We start from the raw sequence: 22,863 nt of genomic DNA on the forward strand, positions 1-22,863 counted from the left end.
TATGGTTACAGTAAATCAGAATTATTTAAAACTTCCGGGAAGCTATCTGTTTTCCAATATCGCAAAGAAGGTAAGCGCATATAAGGAGGCCAATCCGGAATTTAAGGATTCTGTGATCAGTCTTGGAATCGGTGATGTGACACAGCCGCTTGCACCGGCGATCATCGATGCCCTTCATAAATCCGTAGACGAGATGGCACACGCAGAAACCTTCCACGGATATGCTCCGGATCTCGGATATGAATTCTTAAGAAGTGCCATTGCAAAAAATGATTATCAGTCCAGAGGCTGCAACATCAGCGCAGACGAGATCTTTGTTTCCGATGGAGCAAAAAGTGATTCCGGAAACATCCAGGAGATCTTCGGACTGGATAACAAGGTTGCAGTCTGCGACCCGGTTTATCCTGTATATGTAGATACCAACGTTATGGCCGGACGTACTGGTCTTTATAACAAAGAGCGTGAGAATTTTGATGGTGTGATCTACATGCCCTGCAAGGAGGAGAATGGTTTCCTTCCGGAAATTCCGGCAGATGAGGTACCGGATCTGATCTATCTCTGCTTCCCTAACAATCCTACCGGCGGTGCGATCACAAAGGCTACTCTTCAGGAGTGGGTCGACTACGCCAACAAAAACGGCTGCGTGATCATCTATGATGCAGCATATGAGGCATATATTTCTGAGGAGGATGTTCCACACAGCATTTATGAGTGCGAGGGTGCAAGAACCTGTGCCATCGAGCTTCGAAGCTTTTCCAAAAATGCAGGCTTTACAGGCGTTCGTCTTGGCTTTACCGTTGTTCCGAAGGAACTGGTGCGTGATGGCGTAGAGCTTCACAGTCTCTGGGCAAGACGCCATGGAACCAAGTTTAACGGTGCTCCGTACATTGTACAGAGAGCGGGCGAGGCTGTTTACTCTCCGGAGGGAAAAGCACAGCTGAAGGAGCAGATCGCTTATTACATGCGTAATGCAAAGACGATCCTGGAGGGACTTTCTGCAGCAGGATTTTCTGTGTCCGGTGGAAAAAATGCTCCATACATCTGGCTGAAAACACCGGATCAGATGACATCCTGGGGGTTCTTTGATTATCTTCTTGAGAAAGCACACATCGTAGGAACACCAGGTTCAGGCTTTGGTGCACATGGCGAGGGATATTTCCGTCTGACTGCATTCGGAAGCTATGAGAATACACTTGAGGCAATTGAGAGAATTAAAAATCTGTAATATAGGTGCAAATTGCGGAGCAGGTCTTTGGAAAAGAGCTGCTTCGTTTTTTAACCGAATCAAAGAAGTATCCTGCTTCAATTTCGAATAGAAGCTCCCGGCAGGGTTGCGAAAATAACAATAAGGATTGCGAAAATTTATCATATCATTTATAATTGTACAGGAAGTAGGGCGCAGGCCGCAGAAAGCCTGTGTCCATAAAATTTCACAAATTTACGCAATCACGAAAGGGGATTTTATCATGGGTATCAGAAGAGTAGAAAATATGTGCGGCGGTAAAGGCCATGTGATCATCAAAGACATTCTTGAGGGAGACGAGCTGAAGGGAAAATGCGGACTTTACGCACAGGTTACCATCGAAAAAGGATGTTCTCTGGGATACCATGAGCATCATGGCGAGACAGAAACCTACTATATCTTAAGTGGTGAAGGCGAGTACGACGATAACGGTGTGAAACGCCCGGTAAAGGCCGGCGACATCACCATCACACCGGATGGAAAAGGACATGGTCTTACAAATACAGGCGACACAGATCTTGTGTTCATGGCACTGATCATTTTTGACTGATCCATATAGAAAAAAACAGAAGTGAGACAGAAGGGCGGCCTTTTTGAAGAGGCTGCTCTTTTTACGACTGAGGCGTAACCGGTGTCGTAGTATAAATTCTGGGATGAAAAATTAGCTGTCTCAGATTGTTATTGAACGAAATGTATTAATTGTATAAACAAAAAATATTTTTGGATTTTTTTAGAAAAAACTGTTGACATACAAAAAGCACTTTGCTATACTATCACTTGTCGCGAGGGAGAGAATAAAAAATCCCAAAGAAATGCGATATGCGGAAGTGTCGGAACTGGCAGACGAGCAAGACTAAGGATCTTGTGAGCATTGCGCTCGTGTGGGTTCAAGTCCCATCTTCCGCATTATTATTTTGAGAGCCTTGTAAATCTGATGGTTTACGGGGCTTTTTGTTTTGCTTATCTATAGGTTATCGCTGAACTACATTTTCAGGACAGCCCCTTCTTAAAAATTTCTTTTTTATTCTGAAATCAACCAATCAATCAAGTTGATGGATTTAATACCATCGTAGGAAGAATCCATTCCGGTATTTAAGGATAGAACTATTTTTTCGTAGTTATCGCTGATTTTCTGGAGTGGTGCTAATTCGTGTTTGCGAACCTCTTCGCTGGTCATGGATTCCGTGACCTGAACATAAAGTTTGTCATCTACTTTTGTTGCGATAAAATCCACTTCGGAATTATCCACTTTGCCGATAGAGACATCATAGCCTCTACGTAGCAGTTCAAAGTAAACAACATTTTCTATTGCATGTCCGCTATCACGGTCTCTGAATCCAAGCAGATAGTTTCTAAGTCCGATATCAACGATGTAATACTTTCCAAGAGTACGTAAGAATTCCTTTCCTTTAATATCAAATCTCTTGATGTCATAGAAGAAGTATGCTTCCAGTAGTGCATTCACATAGGCCTGAACGGTGTGAGCGCTTGGAGTTCCTTTTCGCTTTCCATCTTCTAGAAGACCTTCATTAACTAAGGTGTTGCCAATGGAAGAAACAGAAATACTGCTTCCGATGTTATCTGCAAGAAACATGACAATCTTTTTCAAAAGCACAGGGTCGGTGATTCTCTTTTGACCTCTGCGATTTTCACGTTCGAGAATATCCCTCATAATAACAGTTGAGTAGATACCCTCAAGTAGCACCAGAGCCTTTTCTTGGTCCAGTCCAACATCAGCAATTCCCGGCATTCCGCCAAAAAGCATGTAAGCATCGAAAACCTCTCGGAGTTCATAGTGTTCGCCGGTTTTATCAAATGCTTGCTTGCGTGTGCCACCTAACGCGCTTTTGGTTTCTCTTATTTCAAAATCATGGAATGTTAAAAATTCAGAGAAAGACAATGGGAGCATCTTTATCTCTACGCATCTGCCTGATAAATAGGTAGCATATTCAGAGGAGAGCATATAAGCATTCGAACCAGTGACATAGATATCGCAATTGAAGTCAATACGGAAAGAGTTGATTGCATCCTCCCAGTTAGGAACCCGTTGAACCTCATCAAAGAAAAGGTACATTCTTTTATCTGGCTGGATGTGCTGCTTGACGTATTCGTAGAGAGAATCGCTAGTCATGTTCTTAAATTTATGTGACTCAAAATTCATTTCAAGGATCTGGTTGTCTGTGATTCCGGTTTCTTTCAAATGAAGAGTCATTAGTTTGAGTAGGCTGGACTTGCCACATCTACGAATTCCAGTTACAACCTTAACTGGCTCGGTATCTTGAAATGCTATAATCTTATTTAAGTATAAATCTCTTTTTTTGAGTTCGTGAGTATCTATCATTTGGTATTCCTCCTTGTGAAAAGAGTATAGCATAAACTTACAGAAAAAACAAGTTTGTGCACTGAAATGCAGAAACTATTAAAATTCGACAATTTTTGCATTTTACAAGAAGAGAATGCCTCTATCATTGTAGACAGAAGCACCGGATGACCACCGTGAGCCAGCTTTTGCTCCAGCGTTAGCTTCATGAGTTCTTTTGTCGGTGGAGATATATCCTTAAATCCCTGACCAAATGGAACAACAGTAAAGCACATCGAGACAATGCAATAAAAAATGAGTATAATCTCTCTTTGTCCGGAATCACAGCAGGATTCCTTCTTTTGCATAGGATAGTATGCCAGAGATACCTTTTTTCGGTCGATAATAGAAAGAAGAATGCTGTTTTTTTGAATCGGATCTGCCGTTTGGATGATTGCTGTTTGTAAGCACGGTTGATTCTGTTACAGGATATCCTTTGCAGGCGGGATTCTTTTTTGTATGTGGTGTGTGGGAATCTGTGACAGAAGTGGGCGCTTTTTCTTTCAAAAGGAAATACAGGATAGAAAACATTCCAACTGTACGTTCAAAGTGCCGACATCCAAAGTAACTGCATACAAAAAACTCCTGAAAGCAAAAGGAGCAGGGCCAAAGATAAAAGTGACAAAATAACAGAAAAAACAAGAAAATACAAAACTTTTGAAAAAAGGTGTTGACATACAAGATCCACTTTGCTATACTATCACTTGTCGCGAGGGAGAAAATAAAAAATCCCAAGGAAATGCGGTCATGCGGAAGTGTCGGAACTGGCAGACGAGCAAGACTAAGGATCTTGTGAGCATTGCGCTCGTGTGGGTTCAAGTCCCATCTTCCGCATTGGAAATTTCCAATGAAATGCGATATGCGGAAGTGTCGGAACTGGCAGACGAGCAAGACTAAGGATCTTGTAAGCATTGCGCTTGTGTGGGTTCAAGTCCCATCTTCCGCATGACTTTAAAACAGAGCTGTGAATCGCAGCTCTGTTTTTGGCTATATGAAAGTAAATTATTGCCTGCCTGTACTGACGGAGAAGCTGAAATGGAAGATTTCCGTGATATATTTGTATTCATTTCATATACAATAGGATAATTTTGGACATCTTAAGGGCTGATCAGACCGTAACTCCAATATTTTTTGAATTATTTTTTCAGAAAAGAGGAATTTGTGGTTTTGTGTAGAATATAATTAACAGAGGGTATTTTGTCGCCGCTGTTTGTCAGACTGTGGAGGAAATGCTTATGAACATCAGAGAGAGCATGGAACAGAGAGAACGGGAGCTTTTGAGTCCTTATGCTTCTCACAGCGCAGATACCAGAGGCCGGGAGCACCCGGAAGAGGAATGCGATGTGCGGACAACGTATCAGAGAGACAGAGACAGGATCCTTCACTGTAAGGCTTTTCGCCGTATGAAGGATAAGACACAGGTGTTTCTGGCACCACAGGGAGATCATTACCGGACCAGACTGACACATACACTTGAGGTATCGCAGATCGCCCGGACTATTGCCAAGGCACTTCGCTTAAATGAAGATCTGGTGGAAGCGATCGCTCTGGGACATGATCTGGGGCATACGCCTTTTGGACATGCAGGAGAGAGAGCGCTGGATCAGGTACATCCGGGTGGCTTTGCCCACTATAAGCAGAGCGTCCGGGTTGTGGAAGTACTGGAGAAAAACGGAAACGGGCTGAACCTTACCTGGGAAGTCCGCAATGGGATCATGAATCACCGCACCAGCGGAAATCCTTTCACACTGGAAGGACAGGTGGTACGTTTTTCTGACAAGATCGCCTATATCCACCATGATATGGACGATGCCCAGCGGGCAGGGATCATCACAGAAGATGATATTCCGGTCACAATGAGAACTTTTCTGGGCTATACCACGAGAGAACGGCTGAATACTTTCGTACATAATATTATAGAGAACAGTATGGGGAAAGACAGCATCTCCATGTCGCCGGATGTTTTTGAGGCGATGATGGAGCTTCGGGCGCTGATGTTCCGGAATGTCTATGAGAATCCGGTTGCCAGGAAGGAAGAGGATAAAGTAATCCAGATGCTGAGTGAACTGTACGGATATTATACCGACCATCCGGAGGCAATGTCCCGGGAATACAGGGAACTGGTGGAATACCGGGGAGTACCTAAGGAACAGGCAGTATGTGATTATATTTCGGGAATGACGGATCAGTATTCCATGGAGAAATTCAGGGAGATCTATATACCGAGAGCCTGGGAGGTCTATTAAATGGAAAAGAGGGATAAGCATGCGATATTCAGATGACATCATAGAAGAAGTCCGAATGAAAAATGACATTGTAGACGTGATATCCCAGTATGTGAAACTGACACGGAGGGGGAGCTCCTATTTTGGGCTGTGTCCCTTCCATAATGAAAAAACCCCTTCCTTTTCCGTAACACCATCCAAGCAGATGTATTACTGCTTTGGCTGTGGGGCAGGAGGAAACGTATACAATTTTATCATGGAATATGAGAATTACTCGTTTGGTGAGGCTTTGTCACATCTGGCTGACCGGGCAGGGGTAGAGCTTCCGAAGATCGAGTATTCCAGAGAAGCCAGAGAAAAAGCAGAACAGAGAGCAAATCTTCTGGAGATCAACAAGCTGGCAGCACAGTATTTTTATTATCAGCTCCGGAGAGAAGGCGGAAAGACGGCTTACGGATATCTCACAGGAAGAGGTCTCTCCGAGGAAACCATCCGTAAATTTGGTCTTGGATATTCAGACAAGTATAGTGATGATCTGTACAAATATCTTAAGGGTAAGGGCTACAGTGATGAACTTCTCAGGGAATCCGGCCTGTTCAATGTAGATGAGCGGCGAGGCATGTATGATAAGTTCTGGAACCGTGTGATCTTCCCAATCATGGATGTAAACAACCGGGTCATTGGATTCGGAGGCCGTGTCATGGGAGATGGCAAGCCCAAGTACCTGAATTCACCGGAGACGAAGATCTTTGATAAGAGCCGGAATCTTTACGGGCTGAATGTGGCCAGGACCACCAGGAAGAATTATCTGATCCTCTGTGAGGGATATATGGATGTGATCGCCATGCATCAGGCAGGCTTTACCAATGCAGTGGCGTCGCTTGGAACTGCACTGACCTCCGGACATGCAAGTCTTGTGAAACGTTACACCAAGGAAGTTCTACTTCTTTATGACAGTGACGGTGCAGGAATCCGGGCAGCACTTCGTGCGATCCCGATCCTGCGGGAGGCGGGAGTCACGTCCAGGGTAGTAAGCCTGAAGCCCTGGAAGGATCCGGACGAGTTCATCAAGAATGAAGGAGCGGAGGCCTTTGAGGAACGTCTGAACCGGGCCATGGACAGCTTTATGTTCCGTGTGCACATTGCGGAACAGGAATTTGCCATGGATGCACCCCAGGGACAGAATCAGTTTTTTGAGCGGTGTGCCGGGATGCTCCTGGAGCTTTCCGATGAACTGGAGAGGAATCTTTATATAGAAGCCATCGTAAAGGAATATGGCCGCTATGGAGTGGGCACGGAGGATATCCGGAAAAGGGTCAACACACTGGCTCTGAAGGGGACGCCTGCAGAGAAACGGATCCAGCCAAAGTCCGGGACTCCGGAAACAAAGAAAAAGGAATCCGCCGCAGACAAAGCACAGAAGCTGATGCTGACCTGGCTTGTAAATTATCCGGGTATTTTTGAACAGGTGGAAAAATACATTTCCCCTTCCGATTTTGTGGTACCGCTGTATAAAGAGGTAGCCCAGATGCTGTTTGACCAGCATAAGGAGGGAGAGACCAATCCGGGAAAGCTTCTCAACGCCTTTACAGACAGTGAGGAGCAGCGGGAGGTGGCATCTCTTTTTAACGCCACCATTCATCTGGAAAACGAAGGAGAACAGCAGAGGGCTTTTTCCGATGCGCTGCTTCGGATCAAGGAAGAAAGCCTCAAAGAAAAAAACCGTACCTGGGACCCGTCAGACATGGCCGGGCTTCAGGAACTGATAAAGGCAAAAAAAGAACTGGAAGACCTTGGAAGAAAGAGGCAGCAGCTGCATATTTCTTTCAATTAAGGATAAAATATAAACACTATATGGAGGTATAGAGCACCTATGGAAATGAATATGGCAAAATTCAGCGAGAAACTTGTAGAGCTTCTTGAACTTGCGAAAAAGAAAAAGAATGTGCTGGAATATCAGGAGATCAGCGACTTTTTCAAGGACTCTCCACTGGAAGTGGATCAGATGGAGAAGGTTTTTGACTTCCTGGAGGCCAGCGGTGTGGACGTTCTCCGTATCACAGAAAACAGCGGTGACGAACTCCTCCTTGATAACGATATGGATATGGATGGGATGGAAGATGAAGAGGAGGTAGAGCTTGATAAGATCGACCTCTCTGTACCGGAAGGTGTCAGCATTGAAGATCCGGTCCGTATGTACCTGAAAGAGATCGGTAAAGTCAGTCTGTTAAGTGCAGATGAGGAGATCGAGCTTGCCAAGAGAATGGAAAAGGGTGATGAAGCTGCCAAGAAACGTCTGGCAGAAGCCAATCTCCGTCTTGTTGTCAGCATTGCAAAGCGTTATGTTGGACGTGGAATGCTGTTCCTTGATCTGATCCAGGAGGGAAATCTTGGTCTTATCAAAGCCGTTGAAAAATTTGATTACAGAAAAGGCTACAAGTTCAGTACCTATGCAACCTGGTGGATCCGTCAGGCTATCACAAGAGCCATTGCAGATCAGGCACGTACCATCCGTATCCCTGTGCATATGGTTGAGACCATTAACAAGCTGATCCGTGTTTCCCGTCAGCTGCTCCAGGAGCTTGGACGTGAACCTACGCCGGAGGAGATCGCTGAGGAGATGGACATGCCGGTGGACCGTGTACGTGAGATCCTTAAGATCTCCCAGGAGCCGGTATCTCTGGAAACTCCTATCGGTGAGGAGGAAGACAGTCATCTTGGCGATTTCATCCAGGATGATAATGTTCCGGTACCAGCAGATGCAGCTGCATTTACACTTCTGAAGGAGCAGCTGGTAGAAGTCTTAAGTACGCTTACTGACCGTGAGCAGAAGGTCCTTCGCCTCCGTTTCGGACTGGACGACGGACGTGCCAGAACTCTGGAGGAAGTTGGTAAAGAGTTCAATGTCACAAGAGAGCGTATCCGTCAGATCGAGGCAAAAGCTTTGCGCAAGCTGCGTCATCCCAGCCGCAGCCGCAAGCTGAAGGATTATCTTGACTGATAAAAATATATCTGTACAGCTTTCCATGCGTCTTCGTGCTATTGCCGGTATGGTAACAAAAGGAAACCGGCTGGCAGACGTAGGATGTGACCATGGCTATCTGTCGATCTGGCTTGTCAGTGAAAAAACAGTTCCGTCAGCCATTGCCATGGATGTACGTCCGGGACCGCTTTCAAGAGCCAGGGAGAATATTACCCGTTATGGCCTTGAAGATTACATAGAGACCCGTTTGAGCGACGGGCTTGCGAAGCTTGAGCCGGGAGAAGGTGATACCCTGGTGATCGCGGGAATGGGTGGTCCTCTGATGGAAAGGATATTGAAGGATGGAGCGAAGGTCCGGGAGGGGTTTCAGGAACTGATCCTGCAGCCTCAGTCGGACCTTCCTCATTTCCGGCATTTTCTTTCTGAGATCGGCTGGGAGATCGTAAGGGAAGAAATGATAAAAGAAGATGGAAAATTTTATCCTATGATGAAAGCGGTACGCAACAATTCGGGAAAAAAGACTGTTTACACAGAGGAAGAGGCCTGGTTTGGACCGCTCCTTCTGGAAAAACGTCACCCGGTCCTTAAAGAGTATCTTCTCCGAGAGGAAATGATCCGTAAGAAAATACTTGCCGGTCTTTCCGGGGCAGAATCTGTTTCCGCAAAAACTCGTCTGGCAGAAGTAAAGGAGGAAATGGAGCTGATCCATACAGCTCTGAAACGATATGAAAGCATATGAACTGATCGAATGGCTGAATGAGCACCATCCGCAGAAATTTGCGGAGGACTGGGATAATGTGGGACTGCTGGTGGGAGATGACCAGAAAGAGATTTCCCATGTATTTCTTGCACTGGATCTTACAGAACCGGTGCTGGATGAGGCGGTTGCGTCCGGTGCGGACATGATCCTTACCCATCACCCAATGATCTTTTCCGGGATCAAAAAGATCAACAATCATACCTTTACCGGAAGAAAGATCCTCCGTCTGATAAAGGAGGATATCCCGTATTTTGCCATGCATACCAATTATGATGTGATCGGAATGGCAGATCTAAGCGCAGATCATCTGAAGCTTCAGGATACAAGGGTGCTTACAGTTACCGATGGATCCGGTGAGCAGCCGGAGGGGTTCGGAAGAGTGGGAAAGCTTTCCCATGTTATGACTCTTGGTGAGTTTGGAAAATATGTAAAAGAATGCAATCATATTCCGGATGTGCGGGTTTACGGTGATCTGGACCGGAAGATCGAGACTGTGGCGATCTGTACAGGAAGCGGAAAGAGTATGATCGGTGATGTAATGGCCGCCGGTGCGGATGTATATGTGACAGGAGATATTGATTATCATACTGCCATCGATACTATGGCAGATGGTCTGGCGATCGTAGATGCCGGACATTACGGTACGGAGTATATTTTTGCGGAAGCTATGGAGAAGGAGCTGAATGAGGCATTCCCTGCGCTTAAGACAACCTGCGCCAGTGTGAAAAATCCATATACTGTTTTATGAACACAGATCGTAAAAGGATCGCGTTCATGATATGTGACAGCAGTACAAATATAAGCCTGTGGAGGTGATCGTTATGGAACAGACAATGATTAAAGTGACCATAAACGGAGAAACAAGGGAATATCCCAAAATGACACCGTATTCTGAGATCATAAGGGATTATGAGGGCAAAACAGAGTATCCGGTGATCCTTGTGACTGAGAACGGAAAGCTCCGTGAGCTTCACAAGAAGCTGAGGCATGACTGTACACTGGGATTTATAACCGCAAAGGACAGTGCCGGTCGAAAAACCTATCGGAGAAGTGCGATCTTTATTCTTTTGAAGGCAATTTTTGATGTAGCCGGAAAAGAGAATGTGGATCATGTTGTGATCCATTATTCTATTGGAAATGCTCTTTATTTTACCATGAAAGGCAGTGCTACCCTGGATCAGGAGCTTCTTGACAGGGTGAAGGTGCGGATGCGGGAACTGGTAGACCGGAAGCTTCCAATCTGCAAACGCAGTGTCAGCACGGATGATGCCGTTTCCATGTTCCACAGGCATCATATGTATGATAAAGAAAAGCTGTTCCGTTATCGGCGGGTTTCCAGAGTGAATATTTACAGCCTGGAAAATTTCGAGGATTATTTTTACGGATTTATGGCACCGGATACCGGCTATGTGAAGTATTTTGATCTGCAGCTTTATGATGAAGGCTTTGTGCTGATCCTTCCGAGGCAGAAGAACCCGGATGTGCTGGAGCCTTTTGAACCCCAGGATAAGATCTTTCGTGTGCAGAAGGAATCGGAAGAGTGGGGCGATAAGCTGGATGTTGCCACTGTGGGAGATCTCAATGACCGGATCACAAGAGAAGGTGTGCAGAGCCTGATGCTGATCCAAGAGGCACTTCATGAGGCCAAGATTTCTTCGATTGCCGAGGAGATCCGGAGAAGGGGCAATGTAAAGTTCGTAATGATCGCAGGCCCGTCTTCTTCCGGAAAGACCAGTTTTTCTCACAGATTATCGATTCAGCTTTCTGCTCATGGTCTGAAGCCGCATCCTATTGCTGTGGATAACTATTTTGTGGATCGTGAACATACGCCGTTGGATGAATTCGGAGAAAAGAATTATGAGTGTCTGGAAGCTATTGACACGAAGCAGTTTAATGAAGATATGCTGAATCTCCTTTCGGGAAAAACTGTGGATCTTCCTACATTTAATTTCAAGACCGGATGCAGGGAATACCGAGGAGACCAGCTTCAGCTTGGAAAAGATGATATCCTGGTCATCGAAGGCATTCACGGGCTTAATGACAAACTGAGTTATGCCCTTCCAAAAGAGAGTAAGTTTAAGATCTATATCAGTGCGCTGACACAGCTGAACATTGATGAGCATAACCGGATTCCCACAACAGATGGAAGGCTGATCCGCCGAATTGTCCGTGATGCACGTACACGTGGAACTTCCGCAAAGGATACCATTGCAAGGTGGCCTTCTGTACGGAGAGGCGAGGAGCAGAATATTTTTCCGTTCCAGGAGGAAGCAGATGTGATGTTTAATTCTGCTCTTGTGTATGAGCTTGCCTGCCTGAAGGTTTATGCGGAACCGCTGCTTTTTGGAATTGACAAGAGTGAACCTGAGTATCAGGAGGCGAAGCGGCTTTTGAAGTTCCTGGATTATTTTGTGCCGGTGCCCAGTGAAGGCGTTCCGTTTAATTCGCTTCTGAGGGAGTTTATTGGCGGTAGTTGTTTTAATGTATAAATTAATTGTATAAATAAAAAAAGCTATGTGTAGATATAAGGCTCTATGCAGTGCAGACATCGGCTGGCACAAAGGTGAGAAGATCAGGATTTCTCTGTGCATGGGATCTGTGGTGTGTGGAGCCTTTTGAGTGTGAATCGGAAAAGGTAAAGTCCTCTGTGGTACTGCGGATAGACGACGGGATTTACAGGGCTTAAAGGAAAGGGAAAGTGATCATGAAAGAAAAAGTACAACTGACAAAACTGGCTCCAAACTGTGGCTGTGCAGCTAAGGTAGGACCGGGGACTCTGGCAGGAGTTCTTGGCGGGCTGCCAAAGTTCTGTGATCCGGATCTTCTGGTTGGAACGGACACTTCGGACGATGCGGCCGTTTATAAGGTTTCCGAAGATCTGGCACTGATCCAAACACTGGATTTTTTTACTCCGGTGGCAGATGATCCTTATGATTTCGGGCAGATCGCGGCGGCCAATGCATTGAGTGATGTGTATGCTATGGGTGGAACTCCGAAGACCGCTTTGAATATTGTGGCGTTTCCGAAGGATATGGATGTGGAGATCCTTGGGGAGATCCTGCGTGGTGGTGCGGATAAGGTGATGGAGGCTGGTGCGGTTCTTGCCGGTGGCCATACGATCCAGGATGACACACCAAAGTATGGGCTCAGTGTGACGGGTTTTGTAGATCCGAGGAAGTTCTGGAAGAATTTTGGAGCGCAGACCGGGGATAAGCTGATCCTAACGAAGGCGCTGGGTGCGGGGATCGTGAATACGGCGATCAAGGCGGATCTGGTGACGGAAGGTGCACGTAAGGCGGTTTTGGATTCCATGAAGAAACTGAACCGAGATGCCTGTGAGGTTTTTAAAGAGTTTGAGGTTCATGCCTGTACAGATGTGACGGGGTTTGGTCTTGGGGGACATGCTACGGAGATGGCTGTGGCCAGTGACCGGACGATTGTGATCGATACGGAGAAGTTGCCGGTGCTTCCGGATGTGGAGGAGTTTGCTTCTATGGGATTGATTCCGGGTGGGGCTTACAGGAACCGGGAGTTTGCTGAGAAAACCGGAGTGAAAAGTGTGGCAGAGCTCTGGAGGGAGGATCTGGTGTTTGATCCGCAGAATTCCGGGGGATTGCTGGCGGCGGTTCCGGAGAGGGATGTGCCGGAGATTATGAAGCGGTTGGATGAGTCTGGTTTGCAGGCCGGGGTGATCGGTGAGGTTGTGGATCGACAGGAGTGGACGTTGGTGCTCCGGTAGGGCTTGAATTGACGAGCGGACGCCTGGCAGGAAAATATAAGCTCTGTATTTTTTTATATATTGTTTGCCTGAGAGATAAAAGCGTGGTATCATCATATGGGCGGAAATTGAGAAGACATAAAGAAAGAATATGAAAAAAACAAATATGTGACGGGAAAGGAAGAATTATGGAGAAACACAAACATGAGAGAAGTACATTTTCCGGGAAGATCGGATTTGTGCTGTCTGCAGCCGGTGCTTCAGTAGGGCTTGGGAATATATGGAGATTCCCTTATCTGGCGGCAAAGTACGGCGGTGGAATTTTTTTACTGATCTATATCATTCTGGCATTGACCTTCGGATATTCTATGATCGTGGCAGAGACAGCTCTGGGACGCATGACAAAGAAAAGTCCGGTAGGTGCGTTTGGAGCTTTTGGTAAATCAAAGTGGCTGTCTTTGGGCGGTTGGATCAATGCGATCATACCGGTTCTGATCGTGCCGTATTATTCCGTGATCGGTGGCTGGGTAATTAAATACCTGGTGGAGTATGTAAAGGGAGGCAGTCAGACTCTTGCCGAAGACGGATATTTTTCTGCTTTTATAGCGGATGGATTTTCTACAGAAACCTGTTTCCTGTTCTTTGCACTGCTTACGCTGGTGATCATTTATGCAGGTGTGCAGAATGGCGTGGAACGAGTTTCCAAATTAATGATGCCGATACTGGTATTTTTGTCTATAGTCATTGTCGTTTATTCGGTAACAAGACCAGGAGCACTGGAAGGCGTGAAATATTTTCTGATACCAAATATCAAAAACTTCTCCTGGATGACAGTGGTTGCGGCAATGGGACAGATGTTTTATTCCCTGTCGATCGCAATGGGTATTCTGGTAACTTTTGGTTCTTATATGAAAAAGGATGTGTCTATTGAAGGTTCTACACAAAATGTAGAAATTTTTGACACAGCGATCGCAATGATGGCAGGTCTGATGATCATTCCGGCAGTGTTTGCATTCTCCGGTGGAGAACCGGATACGTTACAGGCAGGACCGGCACTGATGTTTATTACGATTCCGAAGGTATTCGCAAGCATGGGATTTGGAACTCTGGTTGGAATCCTGTTTTTTGTACTGGTTCTCTGTGCAGCCTTGACCAGTTCTATTGCACTGACTGAGAGTGCAGTATCTACTTTTCAGGATGAACTGAAATGGGGACGCAAGAAGGCAACAGTATTTATCGGAGTTATCATGGTTGTTCTCGGAAGTCTTTCTTCTCTTGGCTATGGTCCTCTGGCGTGTGTTAAGGTCATTGGAATGCAGTTCCTTGATTTCTTTGATTTCCTGACGAACTCTGTCATGATGCCGATTGCAGCGATTGCTACCTGTATTCTGATATCCAGAGTAGTCGGTATAAAGAAGATTGAAGATGAAGTACTGCAGGAAGGTGGCACTTTCCGCAGAAAACGAATCTTTAATTTTATGATCCGGTATCTTTGCCCAATCTTTGCGGCGATTATTCTTTTCAGCTCTGTGGCAAATGCATTTGGATGGATTTCCATGTAGCAGAAACAAATTCCAACTTTACAAGTCTATACACCTGTGTTAAAATAGCAGGTGCGCAGCCAGGCCAGGTGATCGCGGCTGGACAGACGAAAGGGTCCAGACGAGGAAAGTCCGGGCTTCACAGGGCAGGATGCCGGATAACGTCCGGTGGAGGTAACTCCCAGACCAGTGCAACAGAAATAAACCGCCCCGTTTTGCGGGGTAAGGGTGGAAAGGCAGTGTAAGAGACTACCGCCGCTGTGGTAACAGAGCGGGCACATGTAAACTCCATTCGAAGCAAGACCGAGAAGAAAGCCATACGGCGGCCCGTCGTGCTTTCAGGTAGGTCGCTGGAGCCTTCTGGCAACGGAAGGCCTAGATAGATGATCACCCAACGACATAACCCGGCTTATCGGTCTGACTGTGTATGATAATAAGCACATAATAAAAGCAACTGTATTTTGCAGATATGTTCTGTAAAATATCAGTTGCTTTTTTGTAAAAAACTTTTCTATGAAAACACAGCGTCCGGTCCCCGCTTCGATATTCAGGCCTTCGCAGGAGCCGTACGCGTCCGTTTGTCAATAATTCCCGCAGGAATCCCTGAATTCCTATTTATTCCGTTTACCTCGATATTTCTCCTCACAATACTTACACCGGTAAACCTCATTCTCTTCATCTGCAAGAACAAAAATCTGATCCAGTCCCTGCTCGATGGAAGTAATGCAGCGAGGATTCTTGCATTTGATCACGTTCACAACCTGCTTCGGCAGCTTCAGCTCTTTCTTTGCAACGATCTTTTCGTCCTTGATGATATTTACGGTAATATTATGATCGATAAAACCAAGGATATCCAGATCCAGATCCTCGATGGGGCATTCAACCTTGATGATATCCTTTTTTCCCATTTTCTTGCTGCGGGCATTTTTGATAATAGCAACCGTACAATCCAGCTTATCCAGCTTCAGGTCGTGATAGATCGTCATTGCTTTGCCGGCTTTGATATGATCCAGAACATAACCCTCACGAAGAGCACCTACGTTTAACATGGCAGTTCCACCTCCAGTAATGTAAGAATCAGGGCCATACGGACATACACACCATACTGGGCCTGTTTGAAATAAGCGGCACGCGGATCAGAGTCCACTTCAACAGAAATCTCGTTAACACGTGGGAGTGGGTGGAGGATATACATATCCTTCGGTGCAAGCTCCATTTTCTGTTTGTCCAGAACATAGAAATCTTTCATGCGGACATAATCCTCTTCGTTGAAGAAACGTTCCTTCTGAACACGTGTCATGTACAGGATATCCAGATCCGGAAGTGCATCCTCCAGACGTTCCTCCTCGACAAACTCGACATTGTTGCGTTTCAGAACATCCTCACGGATATAGCTTGGAATACGAAGCTCCTCCGGAGAGATCAGAACAAATTTCACATTTTCATAACGGACCAGAGCCTCGATCAGAGAGTGAACGGTACGGCCAAATTTCAGGTCACCGCAGAGGCCGATGGTAATATTGTCAAGTCTGCCCTTCAGGGAACGGATAGTTAAAAGATCGGTTAATGTTTGGGTAGGATGCTGGTGGCCGCCATCACCGGCATTGATCACCGGAATATTGGATGACATAGAAGCTACAAGCGGAGCACCCTCTTTCGGATGGCGCATAGCACAGATATCTGCATAACAGGAAACAACGCGAATCGTATCGGCAACGCTCTCGCCTTTGGATGCGGAACTGGAATCAGCAGAAGAAAAACCGAGAACCTTTCCTCCAAGATTCATCATGGCTGCTTCGAAGCTTAAACGTGTACGTGTACTTGGTTCGTAAAACAATGTCGCAAGCCTTTTATCATCACAGGTATGCGCATACTTTTTTGGATTTTTCCCGATGTCGTCGGCGAGATTCAGAAGCTTATCAAGCTCTTCGACCGAGAGATCCAAAGGACTCATTAAATGTCTCATGTTGTACCTCCAATTATTTACTGGAAATAAGATTCCTTCCAATTATCATATAATATAACTGTGAGATTTTCAAGAGACTTTCCGAGGATTTTGTCGAAGAAGCCATTCGAAAAAGAGACCGGTAAAAAACCACAGAGGAGCATAGTCCAGTCGGATCACTCCTTTATACTGAAGCGGAACATGAGAATAATCCCAGGGACAGATGTGAAGCTTCTGAAAAAAAGATCCGCTTAAAAATTCCACGAAAAAAATCCCGCAGCTGTAAATGATCCCCCGTACCATAACCGGAAAGCGGGCAAGCTTGTAGTAAGCCGGACGGATCAGTGCTGCAAGTCCGTAAACAGGGAACATCAGAAGAGAGGTTTTGCCCATCATAGTAAAATGTCCGGTGACAAGAGAGTGCAGTCCTGTCCATAAGATCTCCAGACACCAGCCTGTAAAACCGCACAGAAAAAAATCCTTCTTTTGCATTTTAAAGCTCCTTCTCATCAGCAGAAATCCTGCGCTTTCCGGAAAATGTTAGTTTAACTGGATTAAGAAAGTTCCCTGCGGGGTTGTGAATATCCGCCTGGACTTTACATATATTTAACGTGGAAAAGCGTCTTTAATAGCCTTCCCTGCCTTGAAAAAAATATACACGTGGGTTATAATGAACAAAATTATTACTGCAAAGTGAAAAAGCAGTAATGGATCATCAACACATGCGGAAGGAGAAAACAGACGATGAATTATGAAGAAAGTCGTGCCTACATCAGAGCCGCGGAACTGAAAAAGGGAATTGTTCTGGGCCTGGAAAATATGAGAGAGATGATGAGGCGGCTTGGAGATCCCCAGGATGAACTGAAGTATGTTCATGTAGCTGGAACTAACGGAAAGGGTTCGGTGATCGCATATCTGTATTCCGCTTTATCAGGTGCAGGTTACCGGGTCGGAAGATATATTTCCCCGGCGGTCTATTCCTACAGAGAGAGGATGGAGGTTAACGGAGAACCTGTCAGCAGAGAGAAATTTGCAGCATATGTGACAAGGATCGCGGAGGTGATCGATGAGATCGTAAAAGAGGGAAAACCGCATCCGTCAGTATTTGAAATTGAAACTGCAGCCGCATTTCTTTATTTTCAGGATGAGAAATGCGATCTGGTATTAATGGAAGTTGGTATGGGCGGCGATCTGGATGCCACCAACATTATACGTACTACAGTTCTTTCCATTCTGGTATCCATCAGTATGGATCATACGGCATTTCTTGGAAATACCCTGGGCGAGATAGCAGAAAAAAAGGCCGGCATCATTAAACCGGACAGTCATATGGTAACTGTAAAGCAGCAGCCGGAGGCAGAGGCGGTCATACGGAGAATATGTGAAGAACAGAATGTGCCGTACGAGGCAGCAGACCGGGACAGCGCAGAGGTACTGGAAGCATCCATAACCGGCCAGACTTTTCTTTATAAAGGAGAAAAATATACAATATCCCTGGCAGGTGCTTATCAGAAAGAGAATGCGGTGGCAGCGCTCCGGGCACTGGAAATCCTGAATGAACAGGGATATCCCACAACACTGGTCCAGAGACAGGATGGACTGAAACGTACCACCTGGCCAGGAAGATTTGCACTTCTCGGGACAGAACCGGATTTTGTGGTTGACGGAGCTCATAACCCTGCAGCAGCAGACATGCTGGCTGCGTCTATTGAGCGGTATTTTAGGGGAAAAAGGATCATCTACATTATGGGAATGTTCCGTGACAAGGATTACCGAAAGGTCATCCGGAAAACAGAAAAATATGCAGATACCATCCTGACGATCGCAGCACCGGATAACCCCAGGGCTCTGACCCCTCAGGAACTGGCAGATGCGGTGCGGGAATTTCATTCTGATGTAAGACCCTTTGACAACATCGAAGCTGCAGTGGCAGAGGCCTATCATCTGGCAGGAAAAGAGGATGTGATCATTGCTTTTGGTTCCCTGGCGTTCCTGGGGGATCTTACAGAAATTATCAGGAAACATAACGGAGGAAACCAATGACGGATTTGGAAAGATACAGAGACGAGATCGATGAGATCGACAGTGAGATCGTACGTCTCTTTGAAAAACGAATGAAGGTGAGTGAGGAAGTCGCTGAATATAAAATAAAAACCGGTAAGCAGGTACTGGATCCGGCACGTGAGAGCCAGAAGATCCATACGCTGAAAAACAAGGCTCACGGAGACTTTAACAGCCTTGGCGTGCAGGAACTTTTCCGTCAGATCATGGCCATCAGCCGTAAGAGACAGTACCAGTTGCTGACAGAGCATGGGATTTACGGAGAGCGTAACTTCACAACTGTGAAGCATGTTCCCCTTGAAAACGCAACGGTTGTGTTCCAGGGTGTAGAGGGAGCTTACAGCTATGCGGCTATGCGGCAGTACTTTGGAAAAAATATTGAAAGCTACCATGTAAAAACATGGAGGACAGCTATGGAGGATGTAACCCATGGCAAGGCCGATTATGCGGTACTTCCTATTGAGAATTCTACTGCAGGTATCGTGGCTGATATCTATGACCTTCTTATGGAATACAAGCTGTATATCGTGGGCGAGCAGATCATCCGTGTGGATCATGTGCTTCTGGGAATGCCGGATGCACAGATCAAGGATATCAGGGAAGTATGCTCTCATCCCCAGGGACTTGCCCAGTGCAAAGCGTTTCTGGAGGAAAACCCTTCTTGGAAAAAGAAAGAAGTGGAAAACACCGCAGGAGCGGCAAAAAAGGTCAGTGAAGTGGGAGACAAAGGTGTGGCAGCTATCGCAAGCCGTGAGGCTGGTGAGGTATTCGGTCTGAAGGTCCTTGCAGAAAATATCTGCAGAGAAAAAGCAAACTCCACACGTTTTATTATTGTAAGCAGGAAACCGGAATATGAGGAAAAGGCCGGGAAGATCAGCATCTGTTTTGAACTGCCTCATGAAAGCGGAACTCTTTACAACATGCTTTCCCATATCATATACAACGGTCTGAATATGACCAAGATCGAATCCCGTCCGATTCCGGGAAAATCCTGGGAATACCGTTTCTTCGTGGATTTCACAGGGAAGCTTGGCGAAAGCGCTGTGGAAAATGCGTTAAGAGGAATCGAGGCGGAGGCGAATGTTCTCCGTGTTCTTGGAAATTATTAAGATACAGAGGAGTTAATTATTATGTTGGCAAGAATTCAGGAATGTATCCTTTACCGTGAATTTTCAAACGGCGAGATACTGAACGATATGGCAGAGCTTATCAATCTTTATGAAGCTGATGAAGAAGCACTCAAGGCAAGAGAAGACCAGTTTTTCAAAAGTGTCAACGGGCTGGTGGAGCTGGCAGGAATGTACGGCTTTTCCGGAAATATCTGGCATACATATCTTACCTTCCTTCTGGTAAATCATGAGAACGCTTTCAGTATGGCAAGCGAGATCCGGGGAGCGATCAAGGGCAGCATTAACGACCTGGCAAAAAATGATTTCCAGATTTTTAAGGAACTGTATGATTTTGACATCACGGTCTTTGACAAAGTGTTCGGAACTGTATGCTGCAGGGTGATCTGTGATTACCAGACACCGGATGAGAACAGCAAGCTCTTTAACACCAGGATCCGTGACCGTATCTGCCAGATGAGCAAAACCCTGGCAGCAGCCACCACAACCGAAGAATTTATGGATGACATGGTATCCTTCTATAAAGATTTCGGTGTTGGCAAGCTTGGCCTTCATAAGGCATTCCGTATCGGCCACGATGAAGAGGGAAAGGTGGAGATCCAGCCTATCACAAGAATCGCACATGTGAAGATCGATGACCTGGTAGGATATGAGATCGCCAAGAAAAAGCTCATTGATAATACAGAGGCATTTGTACAGGGGAGAAAGGCGAACAACTGTCTGCTCTTTGGCGATGCGGGAACCGGCAAATCTTCCAGTATCAAGGGAATCCTGAACCAGTATTATGATCAGGGACTTCGTATCATTGAGGCCTATAAGCATCAGTTCCAGGATCTTAATGAAGTCATTGCCCAGATCAAAAACCGTAACTATCGTTTTATCATTTATATGGATGATCTTTCCTTTGAGGAATTTGAAATTGAATATAAATACCTGAAAGCAGTGATCGAGGGCGGGCTTGAGAAAAAACCGGACAATGTCCTGATCTATGCCACAAGTAACCGGCGTAATCTTGTCCGTGAGCGTGCCACAGACAAGCTGGAGATCGCAGATGACAATGATCTGCATTCCTCCGATACCGTACAGGAGAAGCTTTCTCTGGTATATCGTTTTGGGGTTCGTATCTACTTTGGCAAACCGGACAAAAAACAGTTCCAGGAGATCGTCCGTACACTGGCAGCCCGTTATGGAGTTACCATGCCGGAGGAGGAACTGCTTCTGAAAGCCAACCAGTGGGAGATTTCTCACGGCGGACTGACCGGACGTGCAGCACAGCAGTTTATTGATTACATTGTGGGAACAGAGGAAGAAAAAAAGAAATAGTTTACCTGTGTATTGGGGGAAAGGATGAAAAACTATGGCGGTGACAACCTTTGCAGCAATTGATATAGGCTCCTATGAAGTCAGTATGAAGATCTTTGAAATGTCAAAGCGGATCGGCTTCCGGGAGATCAATGATGTCCGTTACCAGCTGGAGCTGGGCCGTGGAACTTACGCTGCAGGACGGCTGGAGATGGAGACTGTGGATGAGCTCTGCGGGATCCTTAATGATTTTAAACGCATGATGGCTGAATTTGGGGTGGAAAGCTGGCGTGCGTGTGCAACAAGCTCTCTCCGTGAGCTGGAAAATCCGGTGATCATCCTGGAGCAGATATATCAGAGAACTGGTATCCGGGTAGAGATCCTGAGCAATGCGGAACAGCATTTCCTGGGATATAAATCCATTGCTGCCATTGAATCCGGCTTCAAAAAGGCTATTCAGAAGGGTACGGCGATCCTGGATATCGGAGGAGGAAATCTGCAGATTTCTCTCTTTGACAAAGATGCTCTGGTGCTGACCCAGAGTATCCGTATGGGAAGTCTTCGTATCCGCGAACGTCTGAAAGAACTGGAGAAAACAACTCCACATTATGACCGGCTGATAGAGGAATTTATCCGAAATGATCTGATAAGCTTTCAACGCCTTTATCTTAAAGACAAGGAAATCTCAAATCTGATCCTGATGGGAGATTTTCTCACAGATACGATTTTTCAGGACAGATCCGGAGAGAATATCATTACAAAGGAGGAATTCCTGAAGAAATACGAGACCATTGTAAACATGTCCGATCATGACCTTGCCGAATCCATGGAGCTGGAACCGGAATATGCGTCTCTGATCGTGCCGAACATGGTTATCATTCGAAACTTTATAGAAATCTTTCAGGCAGAAGCACTCTGGATCCCGGGTGTTTCTCTTCTGGACGGGATCGCCTATGACCATGCGGAAAAAAATAAATATCTGAAAAGTGTACATAATTTTGAAAATGATATCCTGGTGGCATCCAGGAACATTGCCAAAAGGTATTCCAGCGGAAAGAATCACATTGCAGGAACTACCGATGTGGCACTGGATATTTTTGACAGCACAAGGAAGATCCACGGCATGGGAAAACGTGAACGGCTTCTTCTGCAGATCGCGGTTCTTCTTCATGACTGCGGAAAATATATCAGTATGAGTGAGGTGGCAGAATGCTCTTACCGAATCATCATGGCTACGGAGATCATAGGTCTTTCCACAGAGGAGCGGCAGGTGATCGCCAGTGCGGTAAGGTACAATACCAGAGAATTCGGCTGCTACGAAGAGATCAACCGTGAAACATCCATGAGCAGGGAAAATTATCTCCTGACTGCGAAGCTGACCGCAATTCTCCGTCTGGCCAATGCTATGGACAGAAGCCATTACCAGAAGGTAAAAGCGCTTAATGTAACCTTAAAAGACAGGATTCTTTACCTGGTGGTGGATTCCGCAAGGGATGTTTCGCTGGAGCTGGGACTTCTGAAAGATAAAAAGGAATTTTTTGAAGAGGTGTTTGGCATCCGGCTTGTAATGAGACGGAAGGGAAAAAGATAACGGAGGAG

Annotated in this window: 18 protein-coding genes, 3 tRNA genes and 1 other RNA gene; 18 read left to right on the forward strand and 4 right to left on the reverse strand. The window is 45.9% G+C overall.

The window, feature by feature from the left end; all coding sequences use genetic code 11:
* Position 1 precedes the first annotated feature (1 nt).
* The 3 genes from MUB50_RS10730 to MUB50_RS10740 all read left to right on the forward strand — a co-directional run bounded on the left by MUB50_RS10730 (position 2) and on the right by MUB50_RS10740 (position 2,149).
* Positions 2-1,225 (forward strand): LL-diaminopimelate aminotransferase, encoded by a 1,224-nt coding sequence (locus tag MUB50_RS10730; RefSeq protein ID WP_244790943.1) that lies wholly within the window; start codon positions 2-4, stop codon positions 1,223-1,225.
* Positions 1,226-1,466: 241 nt separating this feature from the next.
* A complete protein-coding gene (locus tag MUB50_RS10735) occupies positions 1,467-1,793 on the forward strand; it encodes a cupin domain-containing protein (protein ID WP_015525755.1) in 327 nt (108 codons plus the stop codon).
* A gap of 271 nt (positions 1,794-2,064) precedes the next feature.
* Positions 2,065-2,149, forward strand: a tRNA-Leu gene (locus MUB50_RS10740).
* 115 nt (positions 2,150-2,264) lie between these two features.
* Here the strand turns inward: MUB50_RS10740 and MUB50_RS10745 are convergent.
* On the reverse strand, positions 2,265-3,584 hold the full coding sequence (locus MUB50_RS10745; protein ID WP_244790945.1) for an ATP-binding protein: 1,320 nt from the start codon (positions 3,582-3,584) through the stop codon (positions 2,265-2,267).
* 767 nt (positions 3,585-4,351) lie between these two features.
* On the opposite strand from MUB50_RS10745, the gene MUB50_RS10750 reads away from it, so the two are divergent.
* From MUB50_RS10750 to rnpB, 11 genes are all read left to right on the forward strand, one after another.
* Positions 4,352-4,436 (forward strand) — tRNA-Leu (locus MUB50_RS10750).
* A gap of 27 nt (positions 4,437-4,463) precedes the next feature.
* A tRNA-Leu gene (locus MUB50_RS10755) sits at positions 4,464-4,548 on the forward strand.
* Between the two features lie 289 nt (positions 4,549-4,837).
* Positions 4,838-5,848 (forward strand): deoxyguanosinetriphosphate triphosphohydrolase, encoded by a 1,011-nt coding sequence (locus MUB50_RS10760; protein WP_022426754.1) that lies wholly within the window; start codon positions 4,838-4,840, stop codon positions 5,846-5,848.
* Between the two features lie 19 nt (positions 5,849-5,867).
* The gene (dnaG, locus tag MUB50_RS10765) at positions 5,868-7,661 is read left to right on the forward strand and encodes a DNA primase (RefSeq protein ID WP_118513724.1); all 1,794 of its coding nucleotides are present in this window, start codon (positions 5,868-5,870) and stop codon (positions 7,659-7,661) included.
* Positions 7,662-7,700: 39 nt separating this feature from the next.
* On the forward strand, positions 7,701-8,828 hold the full coding sequence (gene rpoD / locus MUB50_RS10770) for an RNA polymerase sigma factor RpoD (RefSeq protein WP_021651146.1): 1,128 nt from the start codon (positions 7,701-7,703) through the stop codon (positions 8,826-8,828).
* Positions 8,821-9,549, forward strand: coding sequence for a tRNA (adenine(22)-N(1))-methyltransferase (locus MUB50_RS10775; RefSeq protein ID WP_243101100.1), 729 nt, complete (start codon positions 8,821-8,823; stop codon positions 9,547-9,549). Before rpoD ends, MUB50_RS10775 begins: the two co-directional genes overlap by 8 nt.
* Positions 9,536-10,318: a Nif3-like dinuclear metal center hexameric protein gene (locus MUB50_RS10780; RefSeq protein ID WP_118513722.1), complete on the forward strand. Its 783-nt coding sequence runs from the start codon at positions 9,536-9,538 to the stop codon at positions 10,316-10,318. The genes MUB50_RS10775 and MUB50_RS10780 overlap by 14 nt, the downstream gene beginning before the upstream one ends.
* Before the next feature lie 73 nt (positions 10,319-10,391).
* Positions 10,392-12,059 carry a nucleoside kinase gene (locus MUB50_RS10785; RefSeq protein ID WP_182466185.1) on the forward strand — a complete coding sequence of 556 codons (1,668 nt, stop codon included), beginning with the start codon at positions 10,392-10,394 and terminating at the stop codon, positions 12,057-12,059.
* 215 nt (positions 12,060-12,274) lie between these two features.
* Positions 12,275-13,309: a selenide, water dikinase SelD gene (gene selD / locus MUB50_RS10790; protein WP_244790947.1), complete on the forward strand. Its 1,035-nt coding sequence runs from the start codon at positions 12,275-12,277 to the stop codon at positions 13,307-13,309.
* 167 nt (positions 13,310-13,476) lie between these two features.
* Positions 13,477-14,850, forward strand: coding sequence for a sodium-dependent transporter (locus tag MUB50_RS10795; protein WP_118625385.1), 1,374 nt, complete (start codon positions 13,477-13,479; stop codon positions 14,848-14,850).
* Between the two features lie 56 nt (positions 14,851-14,906).
* An RNA gene (gene rnpB, locus MUB50_RS10800) (RNase P RNA component class A) lies at positions 14,907-15,257 on the forward strand.
* Between the two features lie 183 nt (positions 15,258-15,440).
* Here rnpB and MUB50_RS10805 read toward each other — a convergent pair.
* The 3 genes from MUB50_RS10805 to MUB50_RS10815 form a co-directional block, all read right to left on the reverse strand.
* A complete protein-coding gene (locus tag MUB50_RS10805; RefSeq protein ID WP_118513716.1) occupies positions 15,441-15,878 on the reverse strand; it encodes an aspartate carbamoyltransferase regulatory subunit in 438 nt (145 codons plus the stop codon).
* Positions 15,872-16,795 carry an aspartate carbamoyltransferase gene (gene pyrB / locus MUB50_RS10810; protein WP_118513714.1) on the reverse strand — a complete coding sequence of 308 codons (924 nt, stop codon included), beginning with the start codon at positions 16,793-16,795 and terminating at the stop codon, positions 15,872-15,874. Before pyrB ends, MUB50_RS10805 begins: the two co-directional genes overlap by 7 nt.
* 69 nt (positions 16,796-16,864) lie before the next feature.
* On the reverse strand, positions 16,865-17,266 hold the full coding sequence (locus MUB50_RS10815; protein ID WP_022426606.1) for a putative ABC transporter permease: 402 nt from the start codon (positions 17,264-17,266) through the stop codon (positions 16,865-16,867).
* A 252-nt stretch (positions 17,267-17,518) separates the two neighbouring features.
* Between MUB50_RS10815 and MUB50_RS10820 the strand changes: the two genes are divergently transcribed.
* From MUB50_RS10820 to MUB50_RS10835, 4 genes are read left to right on the forward strand one after another with little or no spacing between them, the layout of a single operon-like run.
* The gene (locus tag MUB50_RS10820) at positions 17,519-18,817 is read left to right on the forward strand and encodes a bifunctional folylpolyglutamate synthase/dihydrofolate synthase (RefSeq protein ID WP_244790949.1); all 1,299 of its coding nucleotides are present in this window, start codon (positions 17,519-17,521) and stop codon (positions 18,815-18,817) included.
* Entirely contained in the window at positions 18,814-19,944 is a 1,131-nt protein-coding gene (gene pheA, locus MUB50_RS10825; protein WP_118608260.1) for a prephenate dehydratase, read from the forward strand. The genes MUB50_RS10820 and pheA overlap by 4 nt, the downstream gene beginning before the upstream one ends.
* A gap of 21 nt (positions 19,945-19,965) precedes the next feature.
* Complete coding sequence (locus tag MUB50_RS10830; RefSeq protein WP_330590837.1) at positions 19,966-21,285, forward strand: ATP-binding protein; 1,320 nt, start codon at positions 19,966-19,968, stop codon at positions 21,283-21,285.
* A 34-nt stretch (positions 21,286-21,319) separates the two neighbouring features.
* Entirely contained in the window at positions 21,320-22,855 is a 1,536-nt protein-coding gene (locus MUB50_RS10835) for a Ppx/GppA phosphatase family protein (protein WP_118513710.1), read from the forward strand.
* The last annotated feature ends 8 nt before the right edge of the window (positions 22,856-22,863 follow it).

This window comes from Blautia sp. NSJ-140 (assembly GCF_022868965.1).
GTDB lineage: Bacteria > Bacillota > Clostridia > Lachnospirales > Lachnospiraceae > Blautia_A.

Coding starts and splice junctions, on each gene's coding strand:
- MUB50_RS10730 (WP_244790943.1), top strand. CDS start 2: ATGGTTACAGTAAATCAGAATTATTTAAAACTTCCGGGAAGCTATCTG.
- MUB50_RS10735 (WP_015525755.1), top strand. CDS start 1,467: ATGGGTATCAGAAGAGTAGAAAATATGTGCGGCGGTAAAGGCCATGTG.
- MUB50_RS10745 (WP_244790945.1), bottom strand. CDS start 3,584: ATGATAGATACTCACGAACTCAAAAAAAGAGATTTATACTTAAATAAG.
- MUB50_RS10760 (WP_022426754.1), top strand. CDS start 4,838: ATGAACATCAGAGAGAGCATGGAACAGAGAGAACGGGAGCTTTTGAGT.
- dnaG (WP_118513724.1), top strand. CDS start 5,868: ATGCGATATTCAGATGACATCATAGAAGAAGTCCGAATGAAAAATGAC.
- rpoD (WP_021651146.1), top strand. CDS start 7,701: ATGGAAATGAATATGGCAAAATTCAGCGAGAAACTTGTAGAGCTTCTT.
- MUB50_RS10780 (WP_118513722.1), top strand. CDS start 9,536: ATGAAAGCATATGAACTGATCGAATGGCTGAATGAGCACCATCCGCAG.
- MUB50_RS10785 (WP_182466185.1), top strand. CDS start 10,392: ATGGAACAGACAATGATTAAAGTGACCATAAACGGAGAAACAAGGGAA.
- selD (WP_244790947.1), top strand. CDS start 12,275: ATGAAAGAAAAAGTACAACTGACAAAACTGGCTCCAAACTGTGGCTGT.
- MUB50_RS10795 (WP_118625385.1), top strand. CDS start 13,477: ATGGAGAAACACAAACATGAGAGAAGTACATTTTCCGGGAAGATCGGA.
- MUB50_RS10805 (WP_118513716.1), bottom strand. CDS start 15,878: ATGTTAAACGTAGGTGCTCTTCGTGAGGGTTATGTTCTGGATCATATC.
- pyrB (WP_118513714.1), bottom strand. CDS start 16,795: ATGAGACATTTAATGAGTCCTTTGGATCTCTCGGTCGAAGAGCTTGAT.
- MUB50_RS10815 (WP_022426606.1), bottom strand. CDS start 17,266: ATGCAAAAGAAGGATTTTTTTCTGTGCGGTTTTACAGGCTGGTGTCTG.
- MUB50_RS10820 (WP_244790949.1), top strand. CDS start 17,519: ATGAATTATGAAGAAAGTCGTGCCTACATCAGAGCCGCGGAACTGAAA.
- pheA (WP_118608260.1), top strand. CDS start 18,814: ATGACGGATTTGGAAAGATACAGAGACGAGATCGATGAGATCGACAGT.
- MUB50_RS10830 (WP_330590837.1), top strand. CDS start 19,966: ATGTTGGCAAGAATTCAGGAATGTATCCTTTACCGTGAATTTTCAAAC.
- MUB50_RS10835 (WP_118513710.1), top strand. CDS start 21,320: ATGGCGGTGACAACCTTTGCAGCAATTGATATAGGCTCCTATGAAGTC.